The organism is Ketobacter sp. (assembly GCF_003671495.1).
In the GTDB taxonomy this organism is placed as follows: Bacteria; Pseudomonadota; Gammaproteobacteria; order Pseudomonadales; family Ketobacteraceae; genus Ketobacter.
In genome coordinates this window covers 117,142-136,727 of sequence record NZ_RCHN01000022.1, presented here as the reverse complement: position 1 = coordinate 136,727, position 19,586 = coordinate 117,142, and the positions used below count along the sequence as shown (strand labels likewise).

The 19,586-nt window shown below is 55.9% G+C and carries 19 protein-coding genes; 4 read left to right on the top strand and 15 right to left on the bottom strand.

What is annotated here, in order from left to right; genetic code table 11:
* Nucleotides 1-103: 103 nt before the first annotated feature.
* The 14 genes from D9N14_RS11740 to D9N14_RS11675 form a co-directional block, all read right to left on the bottom strand.
* On the bottom strand, nt 104-1,384 hold the full coding sequence (locus D9N14_RS11740) for an ABC1 kinase family protein (RefSeq protein ID WP_290579823.1): 1,281 nt from the start codon (nt 1,382-1,384) through the stop codon (nt 104-106).
* A gap of 36 nt (nt 1,385-1,420) precedes the next feature.
* On the bottom strand, nt 1,421-1,789 hold the full coding sequence (locus D9N14_RS11735) for a PilZ domain-containing protein (RefSeq protein WP_290579821.1): 369 nt from the start codon (nt 1,787-1,789) through the stop codon (nt 1,421-1,423).
* Nucleotides 1,790-1,864: 75 nt separating this feature from the next.
* Nucleotides 1,865-2,590 (bottom strand): general secretion pathway protein GspB, encoded by a 726-nt coding sequence (locus D9N14_RS11730; RefSeq protein WP_290579819.1) that lies wholly within the window; start codon nt 2,588-2,590, stop codon nt 1,865-1,867.
* Nucleotides 2,590-4,353: an ExeA family protein gene (locus tag D9N14_RS11725; RefSeq protein WP_290579817.1), complete on the bottom strand. Its 1,764-nt coding sequence runs from the start codon at nt 4,351-4,353 to the stop codon at nt 2,590-2,592. The genes D9N14_RS11730 and D9N14_RS11725 overlap by 1 nt, the downstream gene beginning before the upstream one ends.
* Entirely contained in the window at nt 4,354-4,866 is a 513-nt protein-coding gene (locus D9N14_RS11720; RefSeq protein WP_290579815.1) for a type II secretion system protein M, read from the bottom strand.
* A complete protein-coding gene (gene gspL / locus D9N14_RS11715) occupies nt 4,863-6,224 on the bottom strand; it encodes a type II secretion system protein GspL (RefSeq protein ID WP_290579813.1) in 1,362 nt (453 codons plus the stop codon). The genes D9N14_RS11720 and gspL overlap by 4 nt, the downstream gene beginning before the upstream one ends.
* A 30-nt stretch (nt 6,225-6,254) precedes the next feature.
* Nucleotides 6,255-7,361 carry a type II secretion system minor pseudopilin GspK gene (gene gspK, locus D9N14_RS11710; protein ID WP_290579811.1) on the bottom strand — a complete coding sequence of 369 codons (1,107 nt, stop codon included), beginning with the start codon at nt 7,359-7,361 and terminating at the stop codon, nt 6,255-6,257.
* On the bottom strand, nt 7,351-8,073 hold the full coding sequence (gene gspJ, locus D9N14_RS11705) for a type II secretion system minor pseudopilin GspJ (RefSeq protein WP_290579808.1): 723 nt from the start codon (nt 8,071-8,073) through the stop codon (nt 7,351-7,353). Before gspJ ends, gspK begins: the two co-directional genes overlap by 11 nt.
* Entirely contained in the window at nt 8,070-8,453 is a 384-nt protein-coding gene (gene gspI, locus D9N14_RS11700) for a type II secretion system minor pseudopilin GspI (protein WP_290579806.1), read from the bottom strand. The genes gspJ and gspI overlap by 4 nt, the downstream gene beginning before the upstream one ends.
* A complete protein-coding gene (gene gspH / locus D9N14_RS11695) occupies nt 8,434-9,141 on the bottom strand; it encodes a type II secretion system minor pseudopilin GspH (protein WP_290579804.1) in 708 nt (235 codons plus the stop codon). Before gspH ends, gspI begins: the two co-directional genes overlap by 20 nt.
* A gap of 4 nt (nt 9,142-9,145) precedes the next feature.
* On the bottom strand, nt 9,146-9,574 hold the full coding sequence (gene gspG, locus D9N14_RS11690) for a type II secretion system major pseudopilin GspG (RefSeq protein ID WP_290579802.1): 429 nt from the start codon (nt 9,572-9,574) through the stop codon (nt 9,146-9,148).
* A 98-nt stretch (nt 9,575-9,672) separates the two neighbouring features.
* On the bottom strand, nt 9,673-10,893 hold the full coding sequence (gene gspF, locus D9N14_RS11685; RefSeq protein WP_290579800.1) for a type II secretion system inner membrane protein GspF: 1,221 nt from the start codon (nt 10,891-10,893) through the stop codon (nt 9,673-9,675).
* Nucleotides 10,894-10,907: 14 nt separating this feature from the next.
* Nucleotides 10,908-12,425, bottom strand: coding sequence for a type II secretion system ATPase GspE (gene gspE / locus D9N14_RS11680; RefSeq protein ID WP_290579798.1), 1,518 nt, complete (start codon nt 12,423-12,425; stop codon nt 10,908-10,910).
* A gap of 122 nt (nt 12,426-12,547) precedes the next feature.
* Entirely contained in the window at nt 12,548-13,543 is a 996-nt protein-coding gene (locus tag D9N14_RS11675) for a hypothetical protein (RefSeq protein WP_290579796.1), read from the bottom strand.
* A 139-nt stretch (nt 13,544-13,682) separates the two neighbouring features.
* Here D9N14_RS11675 and galE point away from each other — a divergent pair, with 139 nt between their 5' ends.
* Genes galE through pgi form a run of 3 tightly spaced genes read left to right on the top strand, consistent with a single transcriptional unit; the run spans nt 13,683 to nt 17,012 of the window.
* The gene (gene galE / locus D9N14_RS11670) at nt 13,683-14,687 is read left to right on the top strand and encodes a UDP-glucose 4-epimerase GalE (protein WP_290579794.1); all 1,005 of its coding nucleotides are present in this window, start codon (nt 13,683-13,685) and stop codon (nt 14,685-14,687) included.
* Complete coding sequence (locus D9N14_RS11665; protein WP_290579792.1) at nt 14,684-15,370, top strand: 4'-phosphopantetheinyl transferase; 687 nt, start codon at nt 14,684-14,686, stop codon at nt 15,368-15,370. Before galE ends, D9N14_RS11665 begins: the two co-directional genes overlap by 4 nt.
* 4 nt (nt 15,371-15,374) lie before the next feature.
* Nucleotides 15,375-17,012 carry a glucose-6-phosphate isomerase gene (gene pgi, locus D9N14_RS11660; protein WP_411267935.1) on the top strand — a complete coding sequence of 546 codons (1,638 nt, stop codon included), beginning with the start codon at nt 15,375-15,377 and terminating at the stop codon, nt 17,010-17,012.
* Here the strand turns inward: pgi and galU are convergent, their stop codons facing one another.
* A complete protein-coding gene (galU, locus tag D9N14_RS11655; RefSeq protein WP_290579788.1) occupies nt 17,013-17,840 on the bottom strand; it encodes a UTP--glucose-1-phosphate uridylyltransferase GalU in 828 nt (275 codons plus the stop codon).
* A gap of 252 nt (nt 17,841-18,092) precedes the next feature.
* Between galU and zwf the strand changes: the two genes are divergently transcribed.
* Nucleotides 18,093-19,565 carry a glucose-6-phosphate dehydrogenase gene (zwf, locus tag D9N14_RS11650; protein WP_290579786.1) on the top strand — a complete coding sequence of 491 codons (1,473 nt, stop codon included), beginning with the start codon at nt 18,093-18,095 and terminating at the stop codon, nt 19,563-19,565.
* Nucleotides 19,566-19,586 lie beyond the last annotated feature (21 nt).

The window sequence follows — 19,586 nt, the reverse complement described above, 5'->3', positions numbered from 1 at the left end:
GTTTTTATTTAGTTATTAATATGAAAGCTATATTACTGCTTGAAAAGCGCCGGAACAATTCCAATTTGTTGTGTCAGTGTAAGAAATGTTTATACACTGCTACTCAGGCTGCCACCGACGCCGGGTCAAACTCGAAATCCACATCATAGTGCGTCATGAAACCGCCGATCGTGATGATGACCCGAGCCATGGCCACAAACGAGTCCGGCATTATAACCTTGTTTTTCCTTAATTTATCCAGGGAGTCGCTAAGCCTGTCAGCAATTGACAGTCCTTCCAGATTATCGCCCACCACGTAATCGGAAATCTCTTCAAGGGTTTCCGGTCGTTCGCAGCGGAACCCTGCCTGCTTGAATAAATCACCCAGTTTAACCGTGGAAAACCCCATCAACCCCATCAGCAGGTTAGTGTATTGCAGCCGCTGTTCCGGGCTCAAGTGGGCGATGGCGCCGTAATCCAGGATCGCAATCTGCTCATCTGCTGTAATCAGGAAATTGCCCGGGTGAGGATCGGCGTGGTAGATACCCAATTGCGTGATCTGCTGGAGATAACTGGCCAACAGGCGCTGCAGCAAGGGCTTGGCGCGCTCCGGGTGTTGGCTCAGGTACTCACTCAGGCGCACGCCCTCTACCCAGGAGGTGACCATCACCCGCTCCGAACTCAGGCTTTCAAATAACTCGGGCATGATGATGCCAGGCAAATGGGTTTGTGTGCGGAAGGTTTTGAGGTTCACCGCTTCACGACGAAAATCCAGCTCTTCCAACGTCATGGCTATCAGCTGCTGAATCACCTGCTTGATATCGAATTCACGGATCAGCGGCCGCAGGGCTTTCGCCAAGGTAGTGAATACCAGGGAATCCTGTTCGAACAGGGAGCGCGCCGTGGGTAACTGAAATTTGATAGCCACCTCCCTGCCGTCCAGCAGGGTGGCCCGGTGTACCTGAGCCACCGAGGCAGTCGCGATGGGCAATACGTCAAAGCGGGAAAATTGTTTATCCCAATCCTGCCCCCAATTGGCGAGAATGATCGGGTGGATGTCCTCAAACCGCGCCGGCGCCGCGTCGTTTTGCAGGCGCTGCAGTGCACTGATGTATTCCAGTGGCAACAAATCCGGGCGGCAACTCAAAAACTGGGCGAACTTGACCCAGATGGCCCCGTTGTCCCGGCACAGCGCACAAATCTGTTCCGCACTGTCGCGGTGGGCCTGGCGTAGCAACTTTTCGGCTTCGCTGCTGGAAAGCACCTTCGCCCGGGTCCGGTAGTTTCGATAGATCTGCTCGATATTCAAAGCCGTGCGGGTGACACCGATATAACGATCACGCCCATCCAGAATGAGGGTTTTCGCTACATTGAGATTGGACTTGATGAGATCCAGGGCACTCATGTTTATCTCAGCTCCGGATACCAAGTTGGGGTGGGCCTATTCTTGGAATAAGCAGTCCTCCACCAGACGATCCACCGCGTCCAGAAACTCGGGGTGGGGGTCCAGCAGCTCAAAACCGGTGTCATAAAAAAGCTCGTTGACATCATGCTTACACCAGCGGCTTTCGGCGTCGAACTCCACCTCTTTGCGACCTTCCACCGTGTCCGGCAGGACCATTCTCAGTTTATAGAGTTTGCCGGGCTCCACGTGTTGATCCGAAACCACCATGATGCCCTTGGTGCTGATATCCACCAGATTCCCCAAAAGCGAATTAGTTTCCACATCGAACACCCGCAGGTAGTAAATGAGATGGCGTCGCGGGACGCTGCGTTTATTATCCTCGATGGCTTTTTCAGAAGCTGCCATTTCACACCTCAAAGTGGGACTGACTCTATTTACAGCGTAGTCGAGGATGGGATTTTCTTCCTGATTTATAATGCTTTATTGTGCCCAACGTCCCAATACGTCCACTTCAAACAAGGTATTTCCAAAGCTCATGATCACCCCGCCCTCTGTGATTTCCCTCACCTGAAGATCTTCGCTGAGGTACTGCCCTTCCTTAAGACGCTTGCCATTGATGATGATGGAGCGGAATCGGGGCAGGCTGGAATACATGTGGGAAGAGAACGTCATATCCGGAATCCCTTCGCGCTCGTAGGGCGGCAACTCTTCCAATTGGGGCAGGTATCCCACTTTGGGCAAGGGTGCTTGCTCCTGCTCGGGTTGCGGCGTATTCGTGAAAGTCGGTGGTGGTGCGGTTCGGGCAGTTTGCACCGGTGCAGCGGACGGGGGCACTTCGGCGGGGGAAGGGTTCATGGCAGGCGCAACCCCGGCACTGGAGGCGGGCCTGGCTGCCGTGGGTGGAGTGTGAGCCGTTGACGGTACGAGTGGCTGCACCAGAGACGGGGCCGGCACCGATGGCGGGTTTGATGCTGGCGGGGGGGTGCCGGCAACGGTATCCGCCGGGGCGTTACCAGGCGGTATTCGCAACCAGAAATAGCCCAGAATCCCCACATTGAGAGCAATCACGGCCACCGTAATGATGGGCCAGACATTGGCTCTGGCTTTGGCATTGGGTGCATCGGAAACCGCGCCATGAATATCCGGCACCTTGCCCCGCTGGCGTTCCTGCTCTGATTTACGCAACGCATCCAGGATATAGGACATCAGGAGCCCCCCTTGATGGGGTCCAGCACGGGGATGGAGTCATCCACCCGTCGGGACAATTGGATCAGGGTGCCCGTTCCCACCACGCCGTCGTCCACTTCACCCACAGTACGCTGGAACTGTTTCACCCGCTCCACCAGCTCCGGGTCATAGGTGGAGCGGCCCGCGCTGGGCTCCGGCTTGTTTTCCCACACGTCCAGGTGATAGGCCAGCCATTTGGAGAGGGGCGCAATCGTGCCCGGGTGCATGGGGCCATGGTAGGAAGGGGGTTTTTTCCACAGCAGGGAGTAATGTCCGCGCCAATAGCTATCCAGATCGGTGATGTTGACGCGCTGCACCTCCCCCTCCAGATAGACCTCTGCGTAATTATCCTCCAACTTGCGCAGTACCACGTATTTCTCGCCACCCTGGGCGCCAAACAGGCGAATGATCACCGGCAGTCCGTAGTGTTTGATGGAGCCCAGGCTGCCTAATTTACTCAGGCAACCCAGACCCAGTGATTCTGCATACTGACAGGCCATTCCATTGGTGGCCGGCGCGTACTGCACCCCCCAGGCACTGAACAGGTCCTGATAGGCGTCGGCATCCTGGGTGTGCTCTGCCATCTCGAACGCCTGGGCCATGGACAGCGCGTTTTGTGCTGTTGCATTGGCCACGGGCGCTTGCAGCGGAGCCGGAGGTTGGGCAGCGGAGGTGGTGTTATCCGGCTGCATCCCGGCTGGGGAAGGTGGTGGAGCATTCGGGCTTTTCAGCTCAGGTGGCTGCGCCAGCGCTGCCGGCGGGCCCTCAGCAAGGGCACTGGTTACGGCCACTACCGGGTCTTCCTGCCGGGTCAGGCCAAACCAGTAAGACAGCCCGATGATCCCGATCAGCAGCACGCCGACACCACTGCCCATTGCGATCGGCAGCCATTTATGGCGCGCAATCACCGGCGCCGGGGAGTACACCTTGTAACCCAGGACTTCCTTTGCAGCGTTACCCAGAATGGTACCATCCACCACCCGGGTCTCTTTGGCATAGGCCCCCAGCATGGCCCGATCGCACACCAGGTTAATGATGCGAGGTATTCCCTTTGAAATCTGGAACAGCTTTTTAATGGTGGCCGCAGGAAACATGGCCCGTGGGTCCACCGCACCAGACACGGTCAAGCGGTGATAGACATAAGGGCCCACCTCCTCTTCCGCCAATGCATTCAGGTGAAAACGTGCGGTGACCCGTTGGGATAACTGCCGCAATTCCGGTTGGCGGAACATCTCCTGCAGCTCCGGCTGGCCCAAGAGGATGATCTGCAGCAGCTTCTTCTCATGGGTTTCCAGATTGGTGAGCAAACGGATCTGCTCCAGCACATCGGGACTCAGGTTCTGCGCCTCATCGATAATCAGTACTGTATGGCGCCCTTTGGAATGCTGTTTCAGCAGGAAATTATTGATACAGTCGATATAGTCTTTAACGGTGATGCTGTCACCGATGTAAGGAATCGACAACTCGTCGCAGATAGTGGCGAGCAACTCTTCCACCTGCAGCTTTGGGTTCAATACAAAGGCTACATCCGTGTCATCCGGAATCTGCTCCAGGAAACACCGGCACACCGTAGTTTTGCCTGTACCCACCTCCCCGGTCAGCAAGACAAATCCACCATCGCGCCCCACCCCATAAACCAGATGGGCCAGCGCCTCGTTGTGCTGCTGGCTCATGTAGAGGTAATGGGGGTTGGGGGCGATGGAAAAAGGGGTTTCCTTTAGATGAAAAAACGCTTCGTACATTTACTTTTGCAGCACCAGTTTGGCCGTCACCAGCCCTTCTGCGCGGTCAGCATCGATGGACGCATTCACAATCCGCACGCCGTAGCGGGTTTCGATCTGATGCAGCCAACGCATGGTTTTATCAAAGGAGACCTTTTCCAGCCACACCCTGAGCTTGTCGTCGGATTCCGGTTCGATGCGCTTCACGGTGATACCCAGCGCCGGCGCGGTGGAGGTCACAATACTCTGCAGAGGCTGATCCGAACGGGAGGACCGGGTTCCCCCTTGAGCGGCCATCCGGGCCAGCTGTTCATTATCCTGCATCCAGGATAACAGGTTCTGCTTGGCCGTCAGGGACATCTGGGCCTTATCCACTGCACGCTGCCCTGGCAGGATCAGTATCAGGAACAGCAGCACCAGCACAACCAGAACCCCAATGCCGTTCACGACCAGCCGTTCGGAATCCGCCATACTGTCGTAGCGACGGCGCAATGGGTCCAGGCTGTTTTGCAGGTTTTGCAATACTGTACTCATGAACGCTCACTCCGTATTTTCAAGCGCGCTTTCACGCCTTCTTTATCCTGGGTGGCAGAGGCCGTTTCCACCCCCAACTCTGCCTTCTGGAGCTTGGTTTTAAACGCTTCCAGCTGCCCAAAATCCTTCACCATCAGGTCCATGCGCAGATCCCCCTGACCATCGTCATAAGCGACCCGCTGCGGTGCGATGGCATTACTGGTGGCTCGGTTGGTGTCGTAGATCTGCTCACCGGCCTGCGCCAGCAAAGCCAAAAAGCTTTGGCCGGAAGCGCCGCTCTGAAAGTCATCAATATGCTGCTGCATTTGCCGTTTTACGTTCACGATGCGCTTGTCCCGCGGAAACAGCTGCTTGTACAACTGGCGGGTCTCCTGCTCCAGCGCTTCCGCCTCCTGATTCATTTTCCAGGCCTGGGTGTGCAAAAAGGCGCTGTAACTGACCACAAATAACGCCACCATGGCGGCCAGGGGCTTCCAGTTGAAATGGGAGGGCTTGCGCCGTCCGGAGCTGGCAAATCGCCCCTGCAGGAAATCAAACCTGGGCTTTTTGGAGCCGAAATGGCCATGGATGTGATCGCACAATAACTGGAAATCACTGGCGTTGGCTTCGTCGTATTCCACCTCCAGTTCCGCATCCGCCACCTGCCCCGAGATCTGGGTGCGAATCCAGTTCTGCAGGTTCTCATTCAGGTGTTCCAGGCAAAACAGCACCCGCAATACCGCGGGCCTGTCCTGCCAATGTTCCATCACAGAGTTGAGCACCACTGGCGCCGCATCCATCTCAATGGCCAGTCCATCCATTTCGGAGCGTTTGATCAGCAGGTGCTTGCCATCGAACAGCAGGCTCCACTCATTATCCCTGAGGGGCAGGCAGAGCATGTCAGGCAGTATGGAATCCAGCGGCAGATCAAAATCGGCGAACAGGGCGCGGGTGCCCTCCACCAGTTGCACAGGAACACCCACCACAGGCAAATCACCATCACTGCTGCGCTCCCCGGTGATCAAATGGAACAGGGATACATCCTGCGCCACCTGATCCTCAATCATGAAAGGCAGAGCCTGGGCAATATGGCGGGTCTGTTTGGAGGGAATGTTCACCTCCGCGGTGAACACGTTGGCACCGGAGATGATGAGGGTGATCCCGTATTGATAGCTGTGGGACCAACGATTCCGCAGCTGCTCCACGAACTCGTTGAAGGGAACAATCTGCGAGTCCGCCACCCGGCCATCCAATTCGGCACTGGCCCATTCCACATAAATGTCATCGGGAACACTGGGCTGTTCCTCAGTGCTATATCGGGAACAGAGCTTAACCCATTGTTTTTCGTTAATGAATCGTACAAAAACTTTACTAGTCACAGGCCCCTTCCTAAGGTGCTTTTCTTGTCATTATACCCGTTTTAGCGGATCTTCCAGCTTTCTCGACAGGGTTTTGATCTTTATGTCCTTATTGGACGCGCCATCTTTAAGCGCAGGTCGGAACAATATGGATCGCATCAAAACCGGTTTTTCGTTGATCACCGCCTCGGCCTCCAGCAAATAGTACTCGCTATTGACTGAAAAGTTGCCTACGGCTTTGTTGTTTTGTTGTTCCCCGGGGGCCGCCGCCCCGTTCTCAGTATCCTGTTCTTCATCTGAACCGCTCTCCACCTCATTATTCTGCGGGGTCGCGGCCGTCAGCAACAGGTCATCCAGCGCCTGCAGATCCAGAAAGCCGCCGTCGTGGCGGCCAGGACCGGTTTTCTTGCGCTCTTCATCAATCTGCACACCGGGCAGGCCAAGATCATAGGCATCCAGCACTTTGACATCCGCGGTGTTAATGTTGAGAGCCACATCCGGGGGCAGAAACGACACATAATCCGCCAGCTGAGCGATGTCATTGGGGGTGAAGCCCTCAATCAGCATCAGTTCGCTGATGTCCCAGAGCACCATATTAGCTGCCCGGTAAGGCCGGTCCAGTCCCAGGTAGTCCAGGTCTTCCTTGCCATCAAACCCGGTTGGTTCCTGATCGCTGTCCAGCCAGTCCAGTACCCGTTCCGCCAGCATTTGGGTGGACACATTACTGTCTTTGTCCACCGGTATGCCCACCTGGTCCAGCAGGCGGCGGAACCGTTCCCGCTGCTTTTTTGCCACATTGGCGTCTGACGCCATAATGGAATTCACGTTGAAACGGGACTGCAGGTCGATGACGCGCCCCTGGATAAAGCCCCCGGCCACCGGGAACGGATTAGTAGGCTCGGCCCAGTCCTCCGCCAGGGTGTCCACAAACGCCGGCTCATTGCGATCATTATCCTGTTTCAGGTCCTCAGACAGGGTCAGGTTGGCCAGTTCTTCCGCCCCCAGCAGGTATTGGAATGCCTGGTCACGGGACAACAGAGCCGATGTACGTTTGATGTCCAGTTTCTGCCGATACACCATGTCGGTCACCAGCAACGCAGCAATGGCCACCATCATGATCACCGTGATCAATACTGTGCCTGCCTGCTTACGATCCACAACCACCTCCCTGGGGAGCTTCATTATCGTTGGGGTGATAGGCATCCACAAAGCAGTTGGCGATGAGGAATTTGCGGGTGATCTCCCCCAGATCCTCAGTGGTTAACTTCATCTCCACTATTTTGGGCAGCAGCAGAAATTCCCGCCTCGGCACGTGGGTGGGGCCGTCGCCTTCGCCTTTTTTCATCGACGCAGGTGGCCAGGATTCCGCCACCGCCAGCTTGTTCTGCTTATCCTGGTAATAAAATAAAAAAGACAGGCTCTCCACACCATCCAGTAGCTCCGTCCGATCCGGTATGGTGTCTTCCGCGCGGTCCAATACTCGCCAGGCACCCCGCATCAGTTTTTTCTCTTCCAGATAGTAAGCCACCCGTTGCAACTCCGCCCGTTGCACCTTGGAGAACGGGGACCGATTCCAGCCGGCTCGGGTGAACTCCACGTCAATGCCCACGTCCGATTGCATGGCATACAGTGGGGTGTCAGAACCGAACTCATCCCGCACCGGCCGCGGTACCATTTGCTGAAAATCCCGCGCCAGGATGTTGAATGCCAGTTGATAATGCTTGAGGCGTTCCGCATTGGTGTCGGTGACCTGTTTACCCTTCTGGAAACTGTCGAAAGCCACGAACATGGCAGCGGACATGACCGCAAAAATCGCAATGGCGATCAGTAATTCGATGAGGGTTAGCCCCTGTTGCGTATGCGGTTTCACTGATTGGTATCCGATGCCAGAGCGGTGATGGTGGCAAAATAGTTGGGCTCATCGCCGGATTCCCGCCCCACACTGACTTCAATGATGCGCACGGGAAGCTTGGTCTGGGCTTTCAGCACCTTGGTGTTGACCACCCATTCAGAGCCGGCGTATTCGATCTTGTCTTTCTTGTCCTGCAACGGGGGGTAAGTACCCTCAGCCTGAATTTCCACCAACCGATTGTTGGCAATCCAATTGGCGATGGTTTTTTCCTTGAGGTAGTCTGCATTGCGAATGTTACCTTGCATGGCCGTACTCAGGGACGCCACCGCCACAGCGAAAATCGCCAGCGCAATCATCACTTCAATCAGCGTGAAGCCGCTACCGGTCTTCCAGCTCATCTTCATCACCGATCCAGATACGGCCGATTTCACTACCAGACACCTTGGCCATCACTTCACTGTCCTCACGCATGACCATCTCCAACACGAAGGGTGACAATTCGCCACTGGACATCACAAAAATTGAGGGTTTCAGCTCTTCTTCCTCCTCTTCGAGAATCTTGGTCGCCTCCTTGGCTTTCTCGCGGGCTTCCTGATCCACGCCACCGGTGAGATCGATCTGCTCGTGATCCACCTCCAGTATTAATTCATACTCCTCGGGCAACTCGTACTCGCGGAATGCCTGTTCGTTGCTGATCAGGTTCCAACTGGGATCCGGTTTGTTATTGGCGTTGCCCAAAGCCGCCGACAGGGCCGCAGCGGTACTGGGGTCCGCCGGGTCGTCAGTGCTTTTGCTCATTTCCGTCTCGGTCAGGACAGACTGGCCGGACTCTGGAATGGACCAACGGGCGAATTTGTAGCCCTGCTCGGTCACAATCACCCCGATTTCCTGCTGACTGAACAGCGCCTCTTCCTGCGCCATTTCCAGCAGGGCCTTGAAGCGCATGGCTTCTTTGTTCAGTTCTTTCTGGGGATCCTGGGTAATGACATTGATGGCGATGAGGCCCGTCATGATGCCGATGATGGTCACCACCACCATGATTTCAATCAGTGTGAAACCATGGTGGTGGCGTAAGGTACGGGGCATAAACTTAGAGGTCGTTAACGGAAATGTCCGCCGCGGGACCTTCTCCACCTTCGGCCCCATCTGCACCCAGAGAGAACAGATCGTAGGGACCGTCAGTGCCGGGGCTCAAGTAGACGAACTCCTGATCCCAGGCGTCTGCAGGCATCTTTTTAAGATACCCACCATCGGGCCAGTTGCGGGCGTTGTCCGGCTTTTCCACCAGGGCCTGCAAGCCCTGATCCGTGGTGGGATAACGATAGTTATCCAGCTTGTACAGATCCAGCGCCTGCGATACTGCCTGCAGATTGCTCTTGGTGGCATTAATGTTGGCGGTATCCTGCGACCCGCTGATGTTGACCACCACCAACGTCGCCAACACACCCAGAATGGCCACCACTATCATCACTTCGATCAAGGTAAAACCCGCTTGGGCTGATTTGATCGATGTACGCATATTCGATTTCATATTCAGTAAACTACCCTTTTTATCAGACTCACGTTTATCAGACTCATTTATTGACTATGCTCGCGGTATCCGGCTGCCGTTACGCGCTAGCCCACCAAGGAGTTCATGCTCAAAATGGGCATCATAATGGACAGCACGATCACCATCACCACACCCCCCATCACCACGAGCATCAGGGGCTCAAACAGGGCGACAATGGTATCGATCAGATCTTCCAGCTCCCGCTCCTGGTTGGTTGCTGCCCGGGCCAGCATGGAATCCAGCTCACCGCTGCGTTCGCCACTGGAAATCATCTGCATCATCATGGGCGGAAAGTAGCCGGAGCCATCCAGCGCAGCAAACAGGCTACTGCCCTCCTTCAGCTTGTCGGCACCCAGAGTGACGGATTCCCGGATACAAACGTTACCCGCCACCTGTCCGGATATTTTCATGGCCTCCACCAGGGGCACACCGCTTTTGGACAGTATGCTGAGTGTACTGGCCACCCGGGAGGCATCCAGGCCGCGGTTGATTCTGCCAAGCAGGGGCGCCTTTAACAACCAGGCATGAAAACGAAAGCGGAACGCCTCATTTTTCAATGCCCGCCGGAATCCCATCACCGCGGCAACGATAAGAATCACCAGCAGCCACCACCAACTTTGCAGAAATTCGCTGGTTGTTATTAGGATTCTGGTCAAAGCGGGAAGTTCCTGCCCGGAGCCCTCGAATACTGACACGATTTTGGGTACAACAAATGTCAGCATCCCCACAACGATAATGAAAGCAAATGCCGTCAGCACGATGGGGTAAATGGCAGCACCCTGGACTTTCTTCTTGGTACGGTACCGGGCCTCGGTATACTCCGCAAGCTGCTCCAGAACCAGATCCAGGTGTCCGGAGTGCTCACCGGCGGCCACGGTGGCCCGATACAACTCCGGGAACGATTTTGGAAATTCATTGAGGCTGGCAGCCAGGGTATGACCTTCCACCACTTTCGAGCGAATGGCCAGCATCATGCTTTTGTTGCTGGGTTTCTCCTGCTGGCGGGAGACGGCTTTCAGCACTTCTTCCAACGGCAGCCCGGCTTGCAGCAGGGTCGCCATTTGCCGGGTCACGATCGCCAGATCGCCGGCACTGATGGAAGCCCGGCCCAACTGGAATTTAGCACTATCCTGCTTGTCGGCTTTCTGGATGGTGGTTTCCACCGACAGCGGGACCAGCCCTTTGTCCTTCAGTTGCTGACGCACCTGGCGGGCACTATCCCCTTCCAGTACGCCCTTTTTCTGTTTCCCGCGCTCGTCTAGAACAACGTACTCAAATGCCGGCACCCTTTAATCCCCTCTTAACCCTCTCTGGTCACCCGCAGGACTTCCTCGATGGTGGTCGCCCCTTCCAACACTTTGCGACGGCCATCATCCCGAATCCCGGCGCCATGCAGGCGGGCATATTTGTTCATTTGCTGCTCACTGGCATTATTGTGGATCAGGGTACGGAGTTCATCATCCACCACCACCAATTCATAGATACCGGTTCGACCGGAATAGCCCAGGTGATTGCAGTGTTCGCAGCCCACCGCGCGATAGATCTGCGGCGGATTCTGGGCGTCCAGCCCCATCACCTCACACTCGCCTTCATCGGCGGTATAGGCTTCTTTACAGTGGGGGCACAACACCCGCACCAGGCGTTGTGCCAGCAGGCCGAGCAACGCAGAGGAAATCAGGAACGGCTCAATACCCATATCCTGCAAACGCGTGACGGCACCAATGGCCGTGTTGGTGTGCAGCGTGGACAGCACCAGGTGACCGGTCAAACTGGCCTGAACCGCAATTTCTGCAGTCTCCAGGTCACGGATCTCACCCACCATCACCACGTCCGGATCCTGACGCAGCATGGCCCGCAGGCCACGGGCGAAGGTCATTTCCACTTTGGTGTTCACCTGGGTCTGACCAATGCCTTCCAATTGGTATTCGATGGGATCTTCCACCGTGAGAATATTGCGGCTGGCGTCATTCAGCTGGGTCAGTGCAGCATAGAGTGTGGTGGTCTTACCGGAGCCGGTGGGCCCGGTTACCAGGATAATGCCGTGGGGCTTGGTGATGATGGACGACATGCGCTTCAAGTCGTTGGCTGCCATCCCCAGGTGGGTAAGGTCCAGGCGCCCGGCCTGCTTGTCCAGTAATCGCAGCACCACCCGCTCACCCGCATTACTGGGCATGGTGGAGACCCGCACGTCGATCTCGCGACCGCCCACACGAATGGAAATACGGCCATCCTGGGGCACCCGTTTCTCCGCAATGTCCAGCTTGGCCATAACCTTGATACGGGACACCAGCAGCGGCGCCAGCTGGCGCTTGGGTTGCACCACTTCACGCAACACGCCGTCCACCCGGAAGCGCACAACCAGGCGTTTTTCGAAGGTTTCAATGTGAATATCCGAAGCGTTCACTTTAACGGCTTCGGTCAACAGGGCGTTGATCAGGCGGATAATGGGAGCGTCGTCTTCCTGCTCCATCAGGTCTTCCGTTTCCGGTACCGAGTCCGCCAGGCTTGCCAGGTCCAACTCATCCCCCAGGCCTTCCACCATCTGCATGGCTTCGCTGGAGTTATTCTCATAGGCTTTGGACAACCGGCGTTCAAACTCGGAGTCGTTCACCTCGTTAAACTGGATGGGAATCCCAAGGAAGCGGCGAATTTCCACGATGGTGGCGGGGGCGATCCCGGCTTTATAGGCCACCATGGCGTCCACTTCTCCGACTTCCTCAATCACCACACCATGGCGCTTGGCGAATGAAAAAGGTAATCGCTTGCGGGATGGCGCTTCGTTATTATTCTCTTCGGCCACAGGTAATGCGTCTGTCATGGCTAGCGTTCTCCGAAACCTGTCTTCTCACCCAATCCCTGGGCGTATTATGATTCTCAAATGCTAAAGATCTATGATGCCCGTCCGACGGTTTTTAATCAATCGGCGATAACCACCTAAAATCACTCCGGTTTTGCTGGATCCTCTGGCGGCATCGGGCGCCAGACGGTATCCAGGAACAAGCGCCGGTCCAACTCTTCCAGCAGGCCCCTGGCGTTCAGCTCCTGCACTGCGATCTCCTCTTCCGGACAATAGTCCGGCAGCTTGATGGCGGTTCGGCGCACCCCTTTGACCGTGCGCCGGTTCTCGTTACGCTGTTCCACGTCCAGGCACATCAATAACTGGCGATGACGACGATACTGCTTACTGTACTCTTCATGCCAGCTGGCCAGGGACGCCCACTCGGCCTCACAGTCAGACTCACACCGCAATACTCTCACCCGCTCCCTCTGCTCCAATTCCGCCAGAAAGTAGTCAGGTATATTAACCGGCATCAAGGTTTTCTGCGCACCCTCTGCGGTGCCGGGCGTCGCCGGCAACACAGGGTAGCAAGCCCCCGGGCGCTCCGGGGAAAAGCCGTAAAAAGCGTGCTTCTCAGCGCTTTGGCTGCCATCCGGGGCAGCGTCCATCCCTGGGTAGCGGGACAGAGTCTGATGCCCCTGAAATCGATATCGGTCCGGGCGCCCTTCATACTGCTTGGGACAGGCAGCCGTATTGAAACGTTCCAGCAGGGCATCCTGAATGTGATGGGCTTCCGGAAAATAATCTGCGAAGCGCTCCAGATTGGGTTTCATCATCTGGTACTCCCACTGCTGCTGCTTCACCTGGAGCCGATATGGACTTTGACTGACATCCCCCTCCACGGCCGCAGCGCCGTATTCTATCGCGTCTTGAATGGCAGATTCTGTGAATTGTTGGCTTTTGCAACGCTGCACCTGGACTTCCAACTGACCATTGATGGGGTCACACTCCCCGCTTTCCTTTTGCGTCAGCTCACAACCCTTGGCAGACTGAGCCAACTGGGCAATGCGCGCCAGGCAAGGATCGGCAGGATGGCTGAACGCCACTCCAGCCAGCAATATACATCCAATAAACGTCAGACCCGGTATGGGCTTCATCTCGCTACGCCTTGCAGAAACCTGTATCTACTATAGTTAGTATCGGCCAGCGATGCTTTTTCTGAAGTCGGTAACAACTTAATGATATACTTGCTAGCCTTTGATTTAGTTGGGATTTATTAATTTACAGGGAACAATTATGGAGCATGTGAATGGCAACGGCGCAATTCTGGTTACCGGCGGTGCCGGCTACATTGGCAGCCATGTGGTTCGCCAACTGACGGCGCTCGGGGAGCGCGTGGTGGTATTGGATAACCTGTCCACCGGGTTCCGCGATGCGGTGTTGAATGCGGAACTGATCGTAGGCGACACCGGTGACATGGCGCTGGTCAACGAGCTGCTCCAGCACCACGAGGTGGACACGGTGATGCACTTTGCGGCCCATACCATTGTGCCCGAGTCGGTGGAAAACCCCTTGAAATACTACCGCAACAACACCGCCAACACGCGCAACCTGCTGGAATGTTGCCAGCAGAACAGGATCAAACACTTTGTTTTCTCCTCCACGGCAGCGGTGTACGGCGAACCGGAAACCGCCACCATCACCGAAGCATCGCCGACACAGCCCATTAATCCCTACGGTATGTCAAAACTGATGAGCGAAACCATGTTGCGGGACCTGGCGGCAGCCTGCCCCATGACCCACGTGGTGCTGCGCTACTTCAATGTGGCAGGCTGCGATCCGGAGGGACGCATCGGCCAGAGCACAGAGAAAGCCACCCTGCTCACCAAAGTGGCGGTGGAGTGTGCCGTGGGCAAACGCCCGCAGGTGTACATCTTCGGCACCGACTTCGACACCCCCGACGGCACCGGAGTACGGGACTACATTCATGTGGATGACCTGGCCTCGGCCCACATCAAGGCTCTGGAATATCTGCGCAAGGGCGGTGTATCCACCACCCTGAACGCTGGCTACGGCCATGGCTACAGCGTGCGCGAAGTCTTAGAAATGGTTGAAAGAGTGAATGGCAAGCCATTGAATATCATAGAAACTGATCGCAGGGCCGGTGACCCCCCTGCCCTCATCGCGGCTGCGGATCAAATCCGTAAAGTGTTGGGCTGGGAACCCCGCTATGACGACCTGGAAACCATCGTCCGGACCTCACTGAACTGGGAGCGTAAACTGGCGGAGCGGCGTTCGTGATCGACCTGGGCCCTCTGTTTCCCGGCGGCGTGGAGTGGAAGATTGCCGAAGACTGGATGTGGGAAACCCCCGTTTGCGCGGCAGAGGAAGCCTTGATTGCAAAGGCCGTGGACAAGCGCAAACGGGAGTTTCGCGCCGGAAGAAACTGCGCCCATCACCTGTTCAATAGCCTGGGCGTCCCCTGCGATGCACTATTAAAGGGCAAGCAACGGGAGCCAGCCTGGCCCGCTGGCTGGGTCGGCAGCATCAGCCACACCCAGGGTTTGTGCGTCGTGGCGCTGGCGCCCACCGCCCACTACCGCAGTATCGGACTGGATGTGGAGCAGGCTTCCCCCCTGGGCGAAGAGATTCGGGACCTGATCTGCTCGCCCGCCGAACAGGACATGCTCACCCGGCTACGACTCCAGCTTGGCCAGGAACTTGCTTCTCATGCATTGGACAAACTGATTTTCAGCGCCAAGGAATCCATCCATAAAACCTACTTTCCATTGAATTACCATACGCTGGACTTTTTGGATGCAAAGGTGGAGATTGAGCCCTCCAACAGCGCCTTTACCGCCACCATCATCAAGCCGGAGCCGGCTCCGACGGTGCCGATCAGGACTCTTCAGGGGAATTACTGCTTTGACAGGGGCTATGTCGCTACCTTTATCTCACTGAAATCGGAAAACACATCACTGTAGTGCAATTAAGGAAGTTATTGTGTCACGCAATACTATTCAGACTGACTCATTGAAAGCCCATAAAACCCGCCTGACCGATACCGCTATCGCGGCGCTGTTCCAGGCTGACCCCGAGCGATTCCAACGCTTCTCCACGTCCTGCGGGGAGTTGCTACTGGATTACTCCAAGAACTACATCGATGAGCAAGCCCTGGTTGCATTGACAGACCTGGCGCAAGCCCAGTCTTTGCGCGACAAGACGGAAGCCATGTTTCGCGGCGACATCATCAACAACACCGAACAACGGGCAGTACTGCATACGGCATTACGCAACGGCGGTGCTGAGCTCGATCCGGAAACGGCTGCACTGATCAATTCCACCCGGCAACGAATGCTGGCGCTGGCCGGTGATCTTGAGACCGGGAATCTGAAAGGGTACACAGGCAAAACCATCGATACAGTGGTCAACATTGGTGTGGGTGGGTCCGACCTGGGCCCGGCCATGGCGGTGGATGCCCTGGCCAAATACCACAGCAGCAAAACCCGATTCCTGTTTGTCTCCAACATTGATCCGGTACACATCTCCCGCGCCTTGCCCCAATGCAATCCGGAAACCACCCTTTTTATTATCTGCTCGAAAACCTTTACCACGCTGGAAACGCTGGCCAACGCCCAGGCAGCCCGGGCCTGGTTCCTGCAGCAGACCGGTGACGAGCAGGCCATTGCCAAACACTTCCTGGCGGTCTCCACCAACCTGGCGGCCGCAGCGGACTTCGGTATCCCCGAATCCAACCTGTTTCCCATGTGGGATTGGGTGGGTGGTCGCTATTCCCTGTGGTCCGCCATCGGGCTCAGCATCGCTCTGGCCATCGGTCCTGAGCAGTTTGAAGCGTTCCTGGAAGGTGGCAAAGCCATGGACGAGCATTTCCGACAGACGCCGTTTCGCCACAACATGCCCGTGATCATGGCGCTGCTTGGGGTTTGGCACTCCGACTTTTTCAACGCCCAAAGTCAGGCGCTGCTGTGCTATGACCAGAACCTGAGCCTGTTCCCCGCCTATTTACAACAGCTGGATATGGAGAGCAACGGTAAATCCGTGCGTTTTTCCGGTGATTCGGTGGATTATGCCACCGGCGCCATTTTGTGGGGTGGCGTGGGCACCAACACCCAGCACTCCTTCCATCAATTACTGCACCAGGGCACACACTTTGTTCCGGTGGATTTCATCGTAGGTGCCCAATCCACCGACCCGGTGGCGGATCAGCAAATGTCCCTTTATTCCAACTGCCTGGCCCAAAGCCAGGCGCTGATGCAGGGACGCAGCGAAGCCAGCCTGATCGAGGAAATGCTGGCCCAGGGCAAGTCAAAAGAGGAAGCGGCTTTTCTGGCGCGACATCGCCACGTACCGGGCAACAAGCCCAGCAACACCCTGGTGTATCCGGTGCTCACGCCGTACGTACTGGGCCAGTTGATTGCGCTGTATGAACACAAGATCTTCGCCCAATCCATCATCTGGGACATCAACGCCTTCGACCAATGGGGCGTGGAACTGGGCAAACAGCTCAGCAAAAAGATCACGGCCAAGCTGGCGGGGGAACAGGGAGCCGCCGATGAAGACGGCTCCACTCAGGGTCTGATTGATTTTTTCAAACAGAATCAATAATCAGCTTTTCTTGTAGAAGTTCTCATACATATAGTTGGTGGCTTCCACAAAGCCATCAACGCTACCACAGTCAAAGCGCTTGCCGCGGTACTTGTAGGCCATGACCGCACCTTCCCTGGCCTGGGTCAGCAATGCGTCGGTGATTTGCACCTCGCCGTTGGCGCCCGGCGGGGTACGCTCAATGATCTCGAAGATATCCGGGGTCAGGATGTAGCGGCCGATGATGGCAAGGTTGGAGGGCGCGGCTTCCGGCTCAGGCTTTTCCACCATGTCGGTGACACGATACAAACCCTCCTTGATGTACTCACCATCAATCACACCGTAGCGGAAAATCTCTTCTTTGGGCACTTCCTCGATGGCCACAATGCTGCAACGGAACTGCTTGTACAGCTTAACCATCTGGGCCATTACGCCCTCTTCCTGTTCGATGCACAGGTCGTCCGCCAGAATCACGCCGAAGGCTTCATCGCCCACCATTTTGCGAGCGGTCAGAATCGCGTGCCCCAAACCTTTCATTTCGCTCTGGCGAGTGTAGGTGAAGGTGCACTTGTCGATAACCTGGCGAATACTGTCCAGATAGGCTTCTTTACCCGTGCCTTTGATCTGGTGCTCCAATTCATAACTGATATCGAAGTGGTCCGCAATAGCCCGCTTGCCCCGTCCGGTGACGAAACCGATGTCGGTCAACCCTGCGTCCATGGCTTCCTCAACCCCATATTGCACCAGGGGCTTATTAACAATAGGTAACATCTCTTTTGGCTGCGATTTAGTAGCGGGCAGGAATCGTGTTCCATAACCGGCCACAGGAAAAATACATTTACTGATCATGACCCAACCTTGTGCAAAAAAATTAATTTCCATGCCATCCGCAATCCTCAGTCGGCTAGCAGGACCGGAGATGGAGCCCAGATTTTACCCACATCCAGAATTAAATATCCAGCCCACTATCGTTAACCAAAAACTTGCAAGAATTCATATTTGAGCGTATTGGTATAAAAAGTGCTGTGATTGATTCATAAAGATAACGCCGTTCGGCCATAGCGTGACAGCACACGCAGTCAACTGAGCAGGAGTCATTGGGTGAAAGAATCAAGCAACCTCCTTTTCGATCTGGTTCTGTTTGGCGGCACCGGCGACCTGTCGATGCGCAAACTGCTTCCGGCGCTCTATCAGCTCTACAGAACGACCCCCTTTCACGCCAGCACCCGCATCATCGCCGTAGGACGCACCGCTCCCAGCAAAGAGGCTTTTCTCCACCGGGTGCAGGACAAGCTTGAGCAACATCTGCCCCAGGACAGCTGGGACACCGTGTCCTGGCAGCAGTTTGCCAAACACCTGAACTGCGTCAGTATCGAGGCGGATAAAACAGAGTCCTACCGCAACCTGATTCCCCTGCTCAGCGAAGACCAACGCCCCAGGGTATTTTACTTCTCCACCCATTCGTCGCTCTACGCCACCATTGCTTCCAGCCTGGGTGCGCTGGGCTTGATTACCCCCTGCGCCAGGGTGGTGCTGGAGAAACCCATCGGCCGGGATCTGAACACCGCCCGCAACATCAGCGGCCAGATGTCGAATTACTTCACTGAAAGCCAGATCTACCGCATCGACCATTACCTGGGGAAAGAAACCGTTCAGAACCTGCTGGTGTTGCGGTTTGCCAACCCTTTGTTCGAATCCCTGTGGAACCATCACTACATCGACCACATCCAGATCACCATTTCGGAATCCATTGGTGTGGAAAGTCGAGGTGAGTTTTATGAAGAGACCGGCGCCCTGCGGGATATTGTGCAAAACCACCTGCTGCAATTGCTGTGTATCCTGGCGATGGAACCGCCCCCCAATATCGAACCCGACCGCATCCGCGACGAAAAGCTGAAAGTCCTTTATGCCCTGAAACCATTACTGGGTGATGACATTGCCCGCTCTGTGGTGCGGGGGCAATATTCCGCAGGTGCCATCAAAGGCAAAGACTGCATCGGCTATACCGAAGAAGAAGGCGTGTCCGAACACAGCACCATCGAAACCTTCGTTGCCATGAAAGTCATGATCGACAACATGCGCTGGTCCGGTGTCCCTTTCTACCTGCGCACCGGCAAACGCCTGCCCAGCCGCAGCTGTGAAATCGTGGTTCAGTTCAAGGAAATCCCCCATTGGATCTTTGATACCGTACGCGGCCAACTCATGAGCAACCAACTGGTCATCACCCTGCAACCGGACGAATCCATTACGTTACGACTCTGTGGCAAGCGCCTGGGCCCGGGTATGGATGTGCGCACGGTGGACCTGAACCTTAACCCCAACTCCCGCGGCAACAAGCGCTCCGCAGACGCCTATGAGCGTCTGCTGCTGGATGTGGTGAAGGGAGACCAAACCCTGTTCGTGCGACAGGATGAGCTGGAACAGGCCTGGCACTGGATTGACCCCATCCTGCTGGATTGGGAAAGCACTACCAGCCCACCGGAGTATTACGCCTGTGGCAGCTGGGGGCCTGCCGGTTCCACTCTGTTACTGGCAAAAGATGGACGGCTCTGGCATGAAGGGGCTACCGGATAGATCTGAAACCGGATAACGCTG